We start from the raw sequence: 14,475 nt of genomic DNA, 5'->3' as shown, positions 1-14,475 counted from the left end.
CGGTGCCCGGACCCCGCAACGCGTACGACCTGGTTGACGGCCGTTCCGCGCCGGCCACCGACCCCACCGAGGAGCTGATCGTGACCGAGCCGTTCGACATCCGCCTGCGCCTGCGGGGCATCGTCCCGTGACCGAGGCATGGCGACCGGACGACGATGACGACCAGCAGCGACGCGGGGCCGCCGGCCCCGTCCGGGTGCGGGTCCCCGCCAAGGTCAACCTGCACCTCGGGGTGGGCCCGCTGCGCCGCGACGGCTACCACGAGCTGAACACGGTCTACCACGCGATCTCCATCCACGACGAGCTGACCGCCCGCCGCGGCGACACCCTCACCCTGACCATGGAGGGGGAGGGCACCGGCGAGCTGGCCCTCGACGACACCAACCTGGTGATCCGGGCCGCCCACGCCCTCGCCGGCTACGCGGGCGTCATGCCGCACGCCCGGCTGCACCTGCGCAAGCAGATCCCGCTCGCCGGGGGCCTGGCCGGCGGCAGCGCCGACGCGGCGGCTGCCCTGGTGGCCTGCGACGCGCTCTGGGGCACCGGCCTGTCCCGCGACGAGCTGGCCGGGATCGCCGCCGACCTCGGCTCCGACGTGCCGTTCCTGATCCACGGCGGCACCGCGCTGGGCACCGGCCGGGGCGAGGCCGTCAGCCCCGTGCTGGCCCGCCCCACCTCCTGGCACTGGGTGGTCGCCATCGCCGACGGCGGCCTCTCCACCCCCGCCGCTTACGCCGAACTCGACCGGCTCCGCGCCGCCGGCGCCGCCGGTTCGCCGCTGGGCAGCACCGACGGGCTCCTCGCCGCGCTGCGCCAACGCGACCCCCGGGTGCTCGCCGCCACCCTCGGCAACGACCTCCAGGCCGCCGCGCTGGCCATGCGCCCGTCGCTGGCCGCCACCCTCAAGGCCGGCGAGGCCGCCGGGGCGCTCGCCGGCATCGTCTCCGGCTCCGGGCCCACCTGCGTCTTCCTCGCCGCCGACGCCGCCGACGCCGAGCGGATCGCCGCCGAGCTGGAGGCGGCCGGGGTGTGCCGCGAGGCGCGCACCGCCCACGGCCCGGTGGCCGGCGCCCGGATCGGCTGACCCACCCGCGCCCGACCCGCCCCCCGGGGCGGGCCGGGCGCGTCCGCGTACCCTGGGAGCCAGGCGTCCCCAGGTGCCCGCCGGCACCGGGACGCCTTGATCATGGAAGGTGGGCCAGTGGCCAACATCGTCAACCTGGACCGGGTGTCCAAGGGGTACGGCGCCGCCGGGCCGCTGCTCACCGACGTCTCGCTCGGCCTCGACGACGCCGACCGGATCGGCGTCGTGGGCCTCAACGGCGCCGGCAAGTCCACCCTGCTGCGGATGCTCACCAAGCAGGAGGACCCCGACGACGGCCGCGTCACCCACCGCCGCGACCTGCGCGTCCTGTGGCTGCCGCAGGCCCTCGCCCTCGCCCCCGAGGCCACCGTCCGGGACGTGGTCCTCGGCACCGCCTGGCTCGACCAGAGCATGGGCGCCGAACACGAGTGGGCCGGCGACGCCGGCGTCCGCGCCATCCTCGACGGCCTCGGCATGCCCCACCTCGGCCTCGACCAGCCCGTCGGCCCCATGTCCGGCGGCGAGCGCCGCCGTGTCGCCCTGGCCGCCCTGCTGGTCCGCGAGTCCGACCTGCTCATCCTCGACGAGCCCACCAACCACCTCGACGTCGGCGGCGTCGACTGGCTCGCGAAGCACCTCGTCGGCCGGCGCGGCGCGCTCGTCGTGGTCACCCACGACCGGTGGTTCCTCGACGCCGTCTGCACCACCACCTGGGAGGTCGCCGACCAGACCGTCCGGGCCTACGAGGGCGGCTTCGCCGCCTGGACCCTCGCCCGCGCCGAACGCGAACGCGTCGCCGCCGCCACCGAGGCCCGCCGGCAGAACCTCCTCCGCAAGGAGATCGCCTGGCTGCGGCGCGGCCCGCCCGCCCGCACCTCCAAGCCGAAGTTCCGCATCGACGCCGCCAACGCGCTCATCGACGACGTGCCACCGCCGCGCGACACCATGTCGCTGCAACGGCTCGCCACCGCCCGGCTCGGCAAGCAGGTGTACGACCTGGAGCACGTCCGGCTGCACGCCGGCCCCAAGGAGATCCTGCACGACACCACCTGGCAGGTCGGCCCCGGCGACCGGATCGCCATCCTCGGCCGCAACGGCGCCGGCAAGACCACCCTGCTGCGGCTGCTCGCCGGCATCACCCGCCCCGACGGCGGACGCTTCCACACCGGCTCCACGGTCAAGCCGGCCTTCCTCTCCCAGGAGCTGGCCGAACTCCCCGGCCACCTGCGCGTCCTCGAAGCCGTCGAGGAGGTCGCCCGCCGGGTGCAGCTCGGCGACCGGGAGGTCTCCGCCGCCCAGCTCGCCGAGGTCTTCGGCTTCGACGACCGCCGGCTCTGGACGCCCGTCGGCGACCTCTCCGGCGGGGAACGCCGCCGCCTGCAGATGCTCCGGCTGCTCGCCGCCGAGCCCAACGTGCTGCTGTTCGACGAGCCCACCAACGACCTGGACACCGACACCCTCGCCGCGCTGGAGGACCTCCTCGACTCCTGGCCCGGCACGATCATCGTGGCCAGCCACGACCGGTACCTCATCGAACGGGTCACCGACGTCGCGTACGGGATGTTCGGCGACGGCCGCCTCGTGCACCTGCCCGGCGGCGTCGACGAGTACCTGGCCCGCGCCGCCGACCGGCAGCCCGCCGCCCCGGCCGCCCCCACCGGGCCCACCGCCGACGGCACGCCCGCCGCCGCCACGGGCGGCATGTCCGCCGCCGAGGCCCGGCAGGCCAAGAAGGAACTCACCCGGCTCGAACGCCAGATCGCCAAGCTGGACCAGCGGGAGGTCACCCTCCTCGACCAGCTCGCCGCCAACGCCACCGACTACGCCAAGGTCGCCGAGCTGGACGCCCAGCTCAAGGACGTCCGGGCCGAACGGGAGCAGGTCGAGGAGAGCTGGCTGGCCCTCGCCGAGCAGGTGCCCGGCAGCTGACCAGGGCAACCGGGCGGGGGGTGTGCGGCGTCACAGCCCGCCGTGCGGGACAATCGCAGGCGACCCCTCACCCGCACGGTCTTGGAGACTCAGACATGGCCCACACCCCCGTCAACCACCCCGCGCGGCCGATCTACCGGGCGATCGGCGGGCTCGTTGGTCTGTACTTCCTGGTCTTCGGCGTGCTCGGCCTCGTCGCCAGCGCCGGCAACGACTTCCTCGCCCAGGACGACACCAAGGTGCTCGGGCAGGGCACCAACCTCGGCTTCTCGCTGCTGAGCATCGTGCTCGGCATCGCGATCGTCGCCGGCACCGTGATCGGCCGCAACCTCGACGTCGCGATCAACCAGTGGCTGGCGTACGCCCTCATGGTCCTCGGCCTCGCCGAGCTGGCCTTCCTCCAGACCGACGCCAACATCTTCAACTTCACCATCACCACCGACATCGTGGTGCTGACCCTCTCCATGGTCCTGCTGATGGCCGGCATGTACGGCAAGGTCGGCACGGACGAGGAGAACGAGGCCTGGCAGAAGGCCCGGCTCGTCCTGTAGCCCGCACACCGCAGCGGGGGTCGGCACGCGCCGGCCCCCGCTGCGGCGGTTCGGCCCGCGTCCGACGGCCGGCGGGGTGACAATCCTTCCGAATGGTGTCAATCGGACGGAGGGGTCATGGCGCACTTTCCGGTCAACCACCCGGCCCGGCCGCTCTACCGCGTCCTCGCCGGGCTCGTCGGGCTCTACATCCTGCTCTTCGGCGTGTGGGGCACCGCCGAGACCTGGGGCGAAGGGCTCTTCGACCGGGGCAGCCACTGGGCCCTCGGGCTCCGCACCAACCTGGCGTTCTCGCTCGTCTCGGTGGCCTTCGGCATCGTGCTGCTGATCGGGGCGTCCCGGCGCACCAACCTCGGCCACTACATGAACCTCACCGCCGGCGTGGTCTTCCTCGTCACCGGCACCCTGATGATGGCCGTCCTGCAGACCCCCGCGAACTTCCTCAACTTCTCGATGTCCACCGTCATCGTGTCGCTGCTGTTCGGGCTGGTGCTGCTCGCCACCGGCCTCTACGACAAGGTCGGCCCGGCCGACCACGCCGAGGCCGAGGACCGGCGCCGCCGCGACCCCGTCCCCGGCACCCGCTGACCCGCCGCCGACCGACCGCGCCGTCAGCGGCCCCGCAACGTGATCAGCGTCGGCTTCGCCTCCAGGTGCGACAACCCGTTCCAGGCCAGGTTGACCAGGTGCGCCGCCACCGTCTCCTTACGCGGCTTGCGCACCTCCAGCCACCAGCGCCCCGTCAACGCCACCATCCCCACCAGCGCCTGCGAGTAGAGCTCGGCCAGCTTCGGGTCGTACCCCCGGGTCTTGAACTCGGCCCCGAGAATGTGCTCGACCTGGTGCGCGACGTCGTTCATCACGCTGCTGAAGTTGCCCGTCGCCGACATCAGCGGCGACTCCCGGACCAGCACCCGGAAACCGCTGGTCTCCTCCTCGATGTAACTCAGCAGGGTCAGCGCCGCCTGCTCCAGCAACTCCCGGGGGTGACCGGCCGTCAACGCCGTGGTGATCCGGTCCAGCAGGGCCCGGACCTCCCGGTCCACCACCACCGCGTAGAGCCCCTCCTTGCCGCCGAAGTGCTCGTAGACCACCGGCTTGGAGACCTTCGCCCGGGCCGCCACCTCCTCGATAGAGGTCGCGTCGAAGCCCCGCTCGGCGAACAACTGCCGACCGATCGAGATCAACTGCTCGCGCCGCTGGGCCGCCGACATCCGCACCCGCGACGGCGGCTTGCCCGCCGCCGGCACCGCGCGCCGCCGCCCGCCGCCCGTCCCGCCTCCGCCGACCGGACCATCTGCCATGCCGTCACCTCGCCGGCGCGCCGTGACGCCCTGTCGTGGGATGCTGCCGCCGTCGTTGGTCGCGCCGCCGTCGTCGGTCATCCGGCCATCCTGCCAGGTGGCGGCCGGCCCGACCGACCCGTTTACCGCAGCCGACCCCGCCCCGGCGGCTCCGGGTGGGCCAGCTTGGCCGCGATGCGCTCCGGCTTCGGCCAGCGCACCGCCCACGCGGCCCCGGTCCGCTCCAACAGCCAGATCACCCGGGCCGAGATGTCGACCTGCCCGCGCAGCACGCCGTGGCGGGCGCTCGTCGGCTCGGCATGGTGCAGGTTGTGCCAGCTCTCGCCGAACGACAGGATCGCCAGCGGCCAGAAGTTGGTCGCCCGGTCGCCCTGGCGCATCGCGAACGGCCGCTCGCCGTAGACGTGGCAGACCGAGTTGATCGACCAGGTCACGTGGTGCAGCAGCGAGATCCGCACCAGCCCACCCCAGAACAGCGCCGTCAGGGCGCCCTGCCACGACCAGGTGAGCAGGCCGCCCATCAGCGCCGGGCCGAGCACCGTGACCACCACCAGCACCGGGAAGAGCCGGTCCACCCTCCGCGTCGCCCGGTCGGCGAGCAGGTCCGGGGCGAACCGCTCCCGGTTGGACAGTTCCCGGCCGAACAGCCAGCCGACGTGCGCGTGGAACAGCCCCTTCACCAGCCCCCGGACGCTCTGCCCGAACCGCCACGGCGAGTGCGGGTCGCCGTCGAGGTCGGAGAACGCGTGGTGCCGGCGGTGGTCGGCGACCCACTGGATGATCTCGCCCTGCACCGCGAGGGAACCCGCGACCGCCAGCGCCACCCGCAGCCACGGCCGCGCCCTGAAGGAGCCGTGGGTGAAGTAGCGGTGGTAGCCGACCGTGATGCCCAGCCCCGAGACGACGTACCAGAACGCGGCCACCGCCACGTCGGTCCAGCCCAGCCAGCCGCCCCAGGCGACCGGCACCGCGGCGACCAGGGCCAGGAACGGGACGACCACGAACGCCCACAGGGCGACCAGGATGCCCCGCGACTGCGGGCCCTGGGTCAGCGGCTTCGGACCGGTGGAGTGGGACTCGGTCAGAGCGGTCGACATGGCACCTCGCAGCGGGACGGCAGAGATCACGAAGTTACGCCTACGTCACCGTAACTTAGGCCGTCGGGGAACGCACGGGACAGTTTCCGGCGTGGATGCGTCCGCTGTCGTACGTCCCTCCTAACCTGCTGTTCGTGGAGGACTCCCGGGCGGCAGAGGTCCGTCGACTGCGCACCGTCGAGCAGCTCAGCGTGCGCGAGATCAGGGCCCGCACCGGCCTCGGCCGCAACCGGGTCCAGGAGCTGCTGCGCGGGGTGCCCGCCCCGGAGCGGACCCGCCGGCCCAACGCCAAGGACGCCCTCCGGGCCGAGGCGACGCAACTGCGCGCCCGGGGGCAGTCGGTGAACGACATCGCGCGGCAGCTCGGGGTGGCGAAGTCGACGGCGTACGAGTGGGTGAAGCACCTGCCGCTCGACCCGGACGACGCGACCGCGCAGCGCCGCCGGGCCCACTCGCAACGGATGACCGAAGCCCGGTGGGCGGAGCAACGGCGGGCCCGCGAGCGCGCCCGGGCGGAGACGATGGTCGCCGCCGCACGGGTGGTCGGTTCCCTCGACCGGCGTGACTGTCTGCTCCTCGGTGCGGCCATCTACTGGTGCGAAGGTGCCAAGTCCAAGCCGTGGCGGGCGCAGGACCGCCTTCAGTTCATCAACAGTGATCCGGGCCTGCTCGCGTTGTTCCTCCGCTTTCTCGACGAGTGCGGGGTCGCTCGGGAGGTGCCCGACTACCGGGTCAGCATCCACGAGTCGGCCGATGCGGACGCGGCGGTCCGATGGTGGGCGGACCGGCTGGGCCTGCCGGTGGGTCGGTTCAGCCGGTCGGTGCTGAAGCGCCACAATCCGGCCACCGTCCGCCGCAACACGGGCGACGACTACCGAGGCTGCCTGGTGATCACCGTGCCGCGCAGTCGCGAGCTCTACTGGCGGATCGAGGGTATGATCGCCGAGCTGTTCCGGACGGCAGGCGGTACACCCGACTAGATCGACGTACCGCTAGGCTGGGCGGGCGATGGGGTGTGGGGTAACGGCAACCCGCAGGCCTTTGGAGCCTTGAGCTCCTGGTTCGAATCCAGGCACCCCAGCTCGCGTTCTCCGTGCTGGAGGAATGCCGGCTTTCGCCAGGCGGATGCGGATCGCCGCCCTTGCGTGGTTAGCATGGCCGCGAGACTGTCGCCGTCCCGACGGGAGCCACGTCGTGTCCCAGCCCCACCTCCGCACCGTCGTCGTGCTCGCCGCCGGGGAGGGCAAGCGGATGAAGTCGGCGCTGCCCAAGGTGCTGCATCCCCTGCTCGGCCGGACCCTGCTCGGCCACGTGCTCACCGCCACCGGGCCCCTGCGGGCGGACCGTACCGTCGTCGTGGTCGGCCACGGGGCGGACCGGGTCCGGGCGCACCTGGCCGAGGTCGCCCCGGAGGCCGTGCCGGTGCTCCAGGCCGAGCAGCGCGGCACCGGCCACGCGGTCCGGATCGCGCTCGACGCCGTCGCTGACGCCGCGGGGACCGTGGTCGTGATCAACGGAGACGTGCCGCTGCTGCGCCCCGAGACGGTCGCCGCGCTGGTCGACGCGCACGAGGCGGCCGGTGCGGCGGCGACCGTGCTCGCCGCCGAGGTGCCCGACCCGACCGGGCTCGGGCGGATCGTCCGGGACGAGGCGGGCCGGCTGCGGCAGATCGTCGAGGAGCGCGACGCCACCGCCGAGCAGCGGGCGCTGCGGGAGATCAACGCCGGCAGCTACGCGTTCGACGCGGTGCGGCTGCGGGACGCGCTGGGCAAGCTCTCCACCGACAACGACCAGGGCGAGGAGTACCTGACGGACGTCTTCGCCCTGCTGGTCTCCGCCGGTGAGCCGGTCGGGGTGCACGTGGCCACCGACCACGTCGAGACGCTGGGCTGCAACGACCGGGTCGAGTTGGCGGCGCTGCGCCGGCTGCTGCGCGACCGGGTCAACGAGGCGTGGATGCGCACCGGGGTGAGCATCCTGGACCCGGCGACGACCTGGATCGACGTGACGGTCGCGGTGGACCGGGACGCGGTGATCGACCAGAACACGCAGCTGCGCGGCCGGACCGTGGTGGGCGCGGAGGCGGTGGTGGGCCCGGACGTGACGCTGATCGACACGGTGGTCGGGCCGGGTGCGACGGTGCTGCGCAGCCACGCCGTCGACGCCGAGGTCGGCGCGGGGGCCAGCGTCGGGCCGTACGCGTACCTGCGGCCGGCGGCGCGGTTGGCCGAGAAGGCCAAGGTCGGCACGTTCGTCGAGGTGAAGAACTCCGAGGTCGGGGCGGGCGCGAAGGTGCCGCACCTGTCGTACGTGGGCGACGCGACGATCGGGGCGCGGGCCAACATCGGCGCGGCGACGATCTTCGTGAACTACGACGGGGTGAACAAGCACCGCACGACGGTGGGGGAGGCGGCCTTCATCGGCTGCGACACCAGCCTGATCGCCCCGGTGGAGGTGGGGCCGGGCGCGTACGTCGCGGCGGGCAGCGCGATCAGCCAGGACGTGCCGCCGGGGGCACTCGGGGTGACCCGCGCGCCGCAGCGCAGCATCGAGGGATGGGTGGCCCGGAGGCGGGCCGGCACGGCGTCGGCGGAGGCTGCGGAGCGGGCTTTGCGGGCTGCGGCGGAGGATGCGCCTGGGGCATAGTGGGCGCAAGGGAAGGTGAGGCAATCCACGAGGGCGCCGAGGCGGTTCGGGGGCCGCCAGGCGGGGGAGATACTGCAAACCGATAGTCCCCGGCCCCACACCGCAGCCGGGCAAACCGACCAACGGGAGCAGACGGGCCCATGGGCAGCATCGTCGCCGAAAACCGCAAGAGCCTGATGCTCTTCTCCGGACGTGGTTTCCCGGACTTGGCCAGGGAGATCGGTGAGGTCCTCGGCATCGCGCCGACGCCCGCCGACGCGTACGAGTTCGCCAACGGCGAGATCTTCGTGCGTTTCAAGGACTCGGTGCGTGGTTCGGACGCCTTCGTGGTGCAGTCCGTGACGCACGGGGTCAACACCTGGGTCATGGAGACCCTGATCATGGTCGATGCGCTGAAGCGTGGGTCGGCCAAGCGGATCACCGTGGTCCTGCCGTTCTACCCGTACTCGCGGCAGGACAAGAAGCACCGGGGCCGGGAGCCGATCTCGGCGCGGCTGGTGGCGGACCTGCTGAAGACGGCGGGGGCGAACCGCATCCTCACGGTGGACCTGCACACCGCGCAGATCCAGGGCTTCTTCGACGGCCCGGTCGACCACCTGTTCGCGATGGACGTGCTGGCCGAGTACGTGGAGCGCAAGTTCGCCGGGCGGCCGATGACGGTGGTGGCGCCGGACTCGGGCCGGGTGCGGGTGGCGGAGCGGTGGACCGACCGGCTGGGCGGTTGCCCGCTGGCGTTCATCCACAAGACGCGGGATCCGTTGAAGCCGAACCAGGTGGTGGCGAACCGGGTGGTCGGTGAGGTCGAGGGTCGGGTGTGCCTGATCGTCGACGACATGATCGACACCGGTGGGACGATCACCAAGGCCGCCGACATCCTGCGGGAGTCGGGCGCGGCGGAGATCGTGGTGGCGTCGACCCACGCGTTGCTGTCGGATCCGGCGACCGAGCGGCTGAAGAACAGCCCGATCACCGAGGTCGTGGTGACGAACACGTTGCCGTTGCCGCCGGAGAAGCAGCTCGACAAGATCACGGTGCTGTCGATCGCGCCGCTGCTGGCCCGGGCGATCCGGGAGGTCTTCGACGACGGCTCGGTGACGACCCTCTTCGGTGGCCTGAGCTGAGGTGATCGTCGTGCGCCGGCCGTCGTCGCGGCGGCCGGCGCACGGCGGTGTTGGGCGTTTTCGCTCCTGACAGCGCGCGGGGCGGGGACTGCCGTCGGGCGCGTATTCAGCTCGGGTAGACTGTTGCGGTTGCCACGGCGAGGGTGCCCGGCGGGCCGCTGAAAAGCACCGCACGGAGGCACCGTGATCGACGCGGTGCTCCGGGCAGTCGTTCATGACGCATGAGCCCCAGCGAGCCCCTCGCCCCAGCACCGCAAGACGACAAGCCGCCGCAGCGAAAAGCATCAGGAGTTTCCCCGTGTCCGAGGTAAAGATCAGCGCCGAGCCCCGTACCGAGTTCGGCAAGGGTGGTGCCCGTCGTACCCGCCGGGCCGGCATGGTGCCCGCCGTGCTGTACGGCCACGCCGAGAAGCCGAAGCACATCGCGCTGCCCGCGCGTGAGTTCGCCGCCGCGATCCGTAAGGGCGGCGCCAACCAGCTGTTCGCGATCGAGGTCAGCGACGGCACCCAGGTGCTGGCGCTGCCGAAGGCGATCCAGCGTGACCCGATCAAGGACACCTTCGAGCACGTCGACCTGCTGCTGGTCCGCCGCGGCGAGAAGGTCACCGTCGAGGTCCCGGTCCAGCTGACCGGCGAGGCCGCGAAGGACACCCTGATCGTGCACGACCACGACACCCTCTCGGTGACCGCCGACGCCACCAAGGTGCCGGACCACCTGGAGGCGTCGATCGAGGGCCTGGAGGCCGGCACGCAGGTCACCGCCGCCGACGTGGAGCTGCCGTCGGGCGTCGAGCTGGCCGCCGACCCGGAGCTGCCGGTCGCCGCCGTGACGGCGGCCCCGACCGCCGAGCAGCTGGAGGCCACGCTGCCCGAGGTCGAGGCCCCCGCCGAGGAGGCCGAGGCCGAGGCTGGCGAGGAGGCCGCCGAGGGTGCCGAGGCGCCGGCCGCCGAGGGCGAGGAGGCCCCGGCCGAGGCGAAGACCGAGGCCTGACCGGTCCGTCTTTCCGTGCGACAGGCGCCCCCGACCCCGGGGGCGCCTGTCGTCGTGTCGGGACCGGGTCTGGGCCGGCCGCCGGGTGCGGCGGGCGAGCGGGAGGGGTGTGGCGTGACGGACGAGGCGGGGCCGTGGCTGGTGGTCGGCCTGGGCAACCCGGGCCGGGAGTACGCGGGTAACCGGCACAACGTGGGCTTCATGGTGGCCGAGCTGCTGGCCGCCCGGGTGGGCGGGAAGTTCGGTCGGCACCGGCGCGCGGTGGCCGAGGTGGCCGAGGGCCGGCTCGGGTTGGGCGGGCCGAAGCTGGTGCTGATGAAGCCGCTGACGTACATGAACCTCTCCGGGGGGCCGGTGGCCGGGTTGGCGCAGTTCCACAAGGTGCCGCCGGGGCGGGTGATCGCGGTCCACGACGAGCTGGACATCGGCTACGGCCAGCTGCGGGTGAAGTGCGGCGGCGGCGAGGGCGGGCACAACGGGCTGCGTTCGATGTCGAAGTCGTTGGGGACGAAGGAGTACGTGCGGGTGCGGTTCGGCGTCGGCCGGCCGCCGGGGCGGCAGGACCCGGCCGACTACGTGCTGTCGGACTTCTCGGCGGCGGAGCGCAAGGAGCTGGAGTTCCTGGTGGACCGGGCGGCGGACGTGGTCGAGTCGGTGGTCACCCGGGGTGTGGAGCCGACCCAGAACCTCTATCACGGGGCCTGAGCCGGGCGGGGCGGCGCGGCTGACGGTCGTACGGCCGGTAGTCTGCGCCTTTCCGGCGGACCACGGCCGACAGGTGGGCGTGGTCGGCAGGTGGCCGCGGCCGGCGAGGTGGGTCGCGGCCGGCGAGGTGGGTCGCGGCGAGGCGACGGGAGTAAGTGGTGGGCAGTCCTCCGATGATCGACGGCGCGTTCGCCCGGTGGTTGGCGGCCCAGGCCGGGCAGGCGCTGCTGGGCGTGCGGGCCGATCTGGGGTTCGCCGACCCGGGGGCGTTGCGGTCGGCCGGGGACAAGGTCTCGCACGACCTGATCCGCACCGAGCTGGCGAAGTGGCGGCCGGGGGACGCGGTTCTCTCGGAGGAGGACGAGGGGTCGCGGCTGGCGTGGGCGGCGGAGGTGAGCGCCGGGGCGGTGTCCCGGCTGACCGCCGACCGGGTCTGGATCGTCGACCCGTTGGACGGGACCCGGGAGTTCTCCGAGGAGGGCCGTTCGGACTGGGCGGTGCACGTGGCGTTGTGGGCGCGTACGGCGTCGACGCCGCACCGCCTGGTGGCGGGGGCGGTGGGGTTGCCGGCGCAGCACCGGGTGCTGGGCACGGACCATCCGCCGGCGTACCCGCCGATGACCCTGGAGGCGGCGACCTCGGGCGGCGGAAGGACCATCCGGTTGGCGGCCAGTCGTAGCCGTCCGCCGGTTTTCCTGACCGATCTGGCGGACGATGTGGGCGCTCATCTGGTGCCGATGGGCTCGGCGGGGGCGAAGATCGCCGCTGTGGTGACGGGTGAGGTCGACGCGTACGTCCACGCGGGCGGCCAGTACGAGTGGGACTCGGCCGCTCCGGTGGCTGTGGCGACGGCCACCGGCCTGCATGCTTCCCGGATCGACGGTTCTGCGCTGAAATACAACGAGGCCGACCCGCGCCTGCCGGATCTGCTGGTCTGCCGCAAGGATCTCGCCAGCCGGTTGCTTGCAGCGCTGCAGAGGCATTCCGGGTAGCCTGAGCAGTCTTCTTCACGTGTCCGACCGGAAAGGTCTGGAATCCATGAGCGCAGCCGAGCGGATCGAGGCCGGGTCATGACCGCCCCCGCCACGTACCAGGTCTCCCACCTCGATGCCCTGGAGGCGGAGAGCATCTTCGTGATGCGTGAGGTGGTTGCGGAGATGGAGCGGCCGGTGCTGCTCTTCTCGGGTGGTAAGGATTCGATCGTGATGTTGCGGTTGGCGCAGAAGGCATTTGCGCCGGCGAGTGTGCCGTTTCCGGTGATGCATGTGGATACGGGGCACAACTTTCCCGAGGTTCTGGAGTATCGGGATCGTCGGGTGGCGGAGTTGGGGTTGCAGTTGATCGTGGCGTCGGTGCCGGAGGCGTTGACGCGGGGGTTGGTGCGGGAGTCCGGGGACGGGATGCGGAACCGGATCCAGACGCCGGTGTTGTTGGACGCGGTGGAGAAGCACCGGTTCGACGCGCTGTTCGGTGGGGCGCGGCGGGATGAGGAGAAGGCGCGGGCGAAGGAGCGGGTGTTCTCGTTCCGGGACGAGTTCGGGCAGTGGGATCCGAAGAACCAGCGGCCGGAGTTGTGGTCGTTGTACAACGGTCGGCATCATCCGGGTGAGTCGATCCGGGTGTTCCCGTTGTCGAACTGGACCGAGTTGGATGTGTGGCACTACATCGCCCGGGAGCGGATTCCGTTGCCGTCGATCTACTTCGCGCACGAGCGTGAGGTGGTGGAGCGGGACGGCATGTTGTATGCGGTGAACGAGTTCTTCACCCCGCGGGCGGGTGAGGAACCGTTCGTGGAGGTGGTGCGGTACCGGACGGTGGGTGACGCGTCGTGCACGGCGGCGGTGCGGTCGGATGCCGGCACGGTGGCGGCGGTGATCGAGGAGGTGGCCGCGACGCGGATCACCGAGCGGGGCGCGACGCGGGGCGACGACCGGGTCAGCGAGGCCGCGATGGAGGACCGTAAGCGGGAGGGTTACTTCTGATGAGCATCGACATGGCGCCGGTCGAGGTGGAGACGCGGCCGATGGATCTGTTGCGGTTCGCCACGGCCGGGAGTGTGGACGACGGTAAGTCGACGTTGATCGGCCGGTTGTTGTATGACACGAAGTCGTTGTTCACCGATCAGTTGGCGGCGGTGGAGGCGGTGTCCGCGGCGCGGGGGGACGAGTACACGAACCTGGCGTTGTTGACCGACGGTTTGCGGGCGGAGCGGGAGCAGGGCATCACGATCGACGTGGCGTACCGGTATTTCGCGACGCCGCGGCGGAAGTTCATCATCGCGGACACGCCGGGTCACATCCAGTACACGCGGAACATGGTGACGGGGGCGTCGACGGCGGACCTGGCGTTGATCCTGGTGGACGCGCGTAAGGGCCTGGTGGAGCAGTCGCGGCGGCACGCGTTTCTGTGTTCGTTGTTGCGGGTGCCGCATCTGGTGTTGTGTGTGAACAAGATGGACCTGGTCGACTTCGACCGGGAGGTGTTCGAGGCGATCGCGGACGAGTTCACGGCGTTCGCGGCGAAGTTGGACGTGCCGGACCTGACGGTGGTGCCGGTGTCGGCGTTGCAGGGTGACAACATCGTGTCCCGGTCGGAGAACATGCCGTGGTACGAGGGGCCGTCGTTGCTGCACCATCTGGAGCGGGTGCACATCGCCTCGGACCGGAACCTGCAGGACGTGCGGTTCCCGGTGCAGTACGTGATCCGGCCGCAGTCGACCACGGTGACGGACTACCGGGGGTATGCCGGTCAGGTCGCCTCGGGGGTGTTGAAGGCCGGTGACGAGGTGATGGTGCTGCCGTCGGGGTTCACCTCGCGCATCGCGGCGGTGGAGACCGCCGACGGGCCGGTCGAGGAGGCGTTCCCCCCGATGTCGGTCACCGTCCGCCTCGAAGACGAGATCGACATCTCCCGCGGAGACATGATCTGCCGCCCCCACAACGCCCCCACGGTCGCGCAGGACATCGAGGCGATGGTCTGCTGGATGGACGAGACCCGCCCCCTGACCGTCGGCGGCCGCTACGCCATCAAACACACCACCCGCTCCG

General features: G+C 72.0%; 14 protein-coding genes, 1 tRNA gene and 1 pseudogene. 14 read left to right on the top strand and 2 right to left on the bottom strand.

Annotated features, from left to right (window positions below):
• Positions 1 to 2: 2 nt before the first annotated feature.
• The 5 genes from GA0070558_RS34510 (at position 3) to GA0070558_RS21710 (ending at position 4,152) form a co-directional block, all read left to right on the top strand.
• On the top strand, positions 3 to 131 hold the full coding sequence (locus GA0070558_RS34510; protein WP_256092059.1) for a hypothetical protein: 129 nt from the start codon (positions 3 to 5) through the stop codon (positions 129 to 131).
• On the top strand, positions 128 to 1,084 hold the full coding sequence (locus tag GA0070558_RS21725; RefSeq protein ID WP_077936049.1) for a 4-(cytidine 5'-diphospho)-2-C-methyl-D-erythritol kinase: 957 nt from the start codon (positions 128 to 130) through the stop codon (positions 1,082 to 1,084). Before GA0070558_RS34510 ends, GA0070558_RS21725 begins: the two co-directional genes overlap by 4 nt.
• A gap of 117 nt (positions 1,085 to 1,201) precedes the next feature.
• A complete protein-coding gene (locus tag GA0070558_RS21720) occupies positions 1,202 to 3,013 on the top strand; it encodes an ABC-F family ATP-binding cassette domain-containing protein (RefSeq protein WP_091283133.1) in 1,812 nt (603 codons plus the stop codon).
• Positions 3,014 to 3,108: 95 nt separating this feature from the next.
• Entirely contained in the window at positions 3,109 to 3,564 is a 456-nt protein-coding gene (locus GA0070558_RS21715; protein ID WP_091283131.1) for a DUF4383 domain-containing protein, read from the top strand.
• A gap of 117 nt (positions 3,565 to 3,681) precedes the next feature.
• On the top strand, positions 3,682 to 4,152 hold the full coding sequence (locus GA0070558_RS21710) for a DUF4383 domain-containing protein (RefSeq protein WP_077936052.1): 471 nt from the start codon (positions 3,682 to 3,684) through the stop codon (positions 4,150 to 4,152).
• 23 nt (positions 4,153 to 4,175) lie between these two features.
• Here GA0070558_RS21710 and GA0070558_RS21705 read toward each other — a convergent pair whose 3' ends face one another.
• Both GA0070558_RS21705 and GA0070558_RS21700 read right to left on the bottom strand, forming a co-directional pair.
• The gene (locus tag GA0070558_RS21705; RefSeq protein ID WP_091283302.1) at positions 4,176 to 4,868 is read right to left on the bottom strand and encodes a TetR/AcrR family transcriptional regulator; all 693 of its coding nucleotides are present in this window, start codon (positions 4,866 to 4,868) and stop codon (positions 4,176 to 4,178) included.
• 122 nt (positions 4,869 to 4,990) lie between these two features.
• Complete coding sequence (locus GA0070558_RS21700) at positions 4,991 to 5,965, bottom strand: acyl-CoA desaturase (protein ID WP_091283129.1); 975 nt, start codon at positions 5,963 to 5,965, stop codon at positions 4,991 to 4,993.
• 134 nt (positions 5,966 to 6,099) lie between these two features.
• Between GA0070558_RS21700 and GA0070558_RS21695 the strand changes: the two genes are divergently transcribed.
• From GA0070558_RS21695 to GA0070558_RS21655, 9 genes and pseudogenes are all read left to right on the top strand, one after another.
• Entirely contained in the window at positions 6,100 to 6,945 is an 846-nt protein-coding gene (locus tag GA0070558_RS21695) for a helix-turn-helix domain-containing protein (protein WP_091283300.1), read from the top strand.
• Positions 6,946 to 6,974: 29 nt separating this feature from the next.
• A tRNA-Gln gene (locus GA0070558_RS21690) sits at positions 6,975 to 7,046 on the top strand.
• A gap of 170 nt (positions 7,047 to 7,216) precedes the next feature.
• Positions 7,217 to 8,697 (top strand): annotated as a pseudogene (gene glmU, locus GA0070558_RS21685) (bifunctional UDP-N-acetylglucosamine diphosphorylase/glucosamine-1-phosphate N-acetyltransferase GlmU).
• A gap of 54 nt (positions 8,698 to 8,751) precedes the next feature.
• The gene (locus GA0070558_RS21680; protein ID WP_077936056.1) at positions 8,752 to 9,732 is read left to right on the top strand and encodes a ribose-phosphate diphosphokinase; all 981 of its coding nucleotides are present in this window, start codon (positions 8,752 to 8,754) and stop codon (positions 9,730 to 9,732) included.
• Between the two features lie 298 nt (positions 9,733 to 10,030).
• Positions 10,031 to 10,723 carry a 50S ribosomal protein L25/general stress protein Ctc gene (locus tag GA0070558_RS21675; RefSeq protein ID WP_043961799.1) on the top strand — a complete coding sequence of 231 codons (693 nt, stop codon included), beginning with the start codon at positions 10,031 to 10,033 and terminating at the stop codon, positions 10,721 to 10,723.
• 114 nt (positions 10,724 to 10,837) lie between these two features.
• Positions 10,838 to 11,428: an aminoacyl-tRNA hydrolase gene (gene pth, locus GA0070558_RS21670; protein WP_091283127.1), complete on the top strand. Its 591-nt coding sequence runs from the start codon at positions 10,838 to 10,840 to the stop codon at positions 11,426 to 11,428.
• Positions 11,429 to 11,601: 173 nt separating this feature from the next.
• On the top strand, positions 11,602 to 12,420 hold the full coding sequence (locus GA0070558_RS21665) for an inositol monophosphatase family protein (RefSeq protein WP_077936058.1): 819 nt from the start codon (positions 11,602 to 11,604) through the stop codon (positions 12,418 to 12,420).
• A 78-nt stretch (positions 12,421 to 12,498) separates the two neighbouring features.
• Positions 12,499 to 13,410 (top strand): sulfate adenylyltransferase subunit CysD, encoded by a 912-nt coding sequence (cysD, locus tag GA0070558_RS21660; RefSeq protein WP_091283124.1) that lies wholly within the window; start codon positions 12,499 to 12,501, stop codon positions 13,408 to 13,410.
• Positions 13,410 to 14,475, top strand: a 1,066-nt coding sequence (locus GA0070558_RS21655; protein ID WP_091283122.1) for a sulfate adenylyltransferase subunit 1, incomplete at its 3' end; no start/stop codon positions are given. The genes cysD and GA0070558_RS21655, both read left to right, overlap by 1 nt.

Source organism: Micromonospora haikouensis (genome assembly GCF_900091595.1).
In the GTDB taxonomy this organism is placed as follows: Bacteria; Actinomycetota; Actinomycetes; order Mycobacteriales; family Micromonosporaceae; genus Micromonospora; species Micromonospora haikouensis.
Note: the sequence above shows the minus strand (reverse complement) of the source record. Positions and strands in the feature narration are given on the sequence as shown.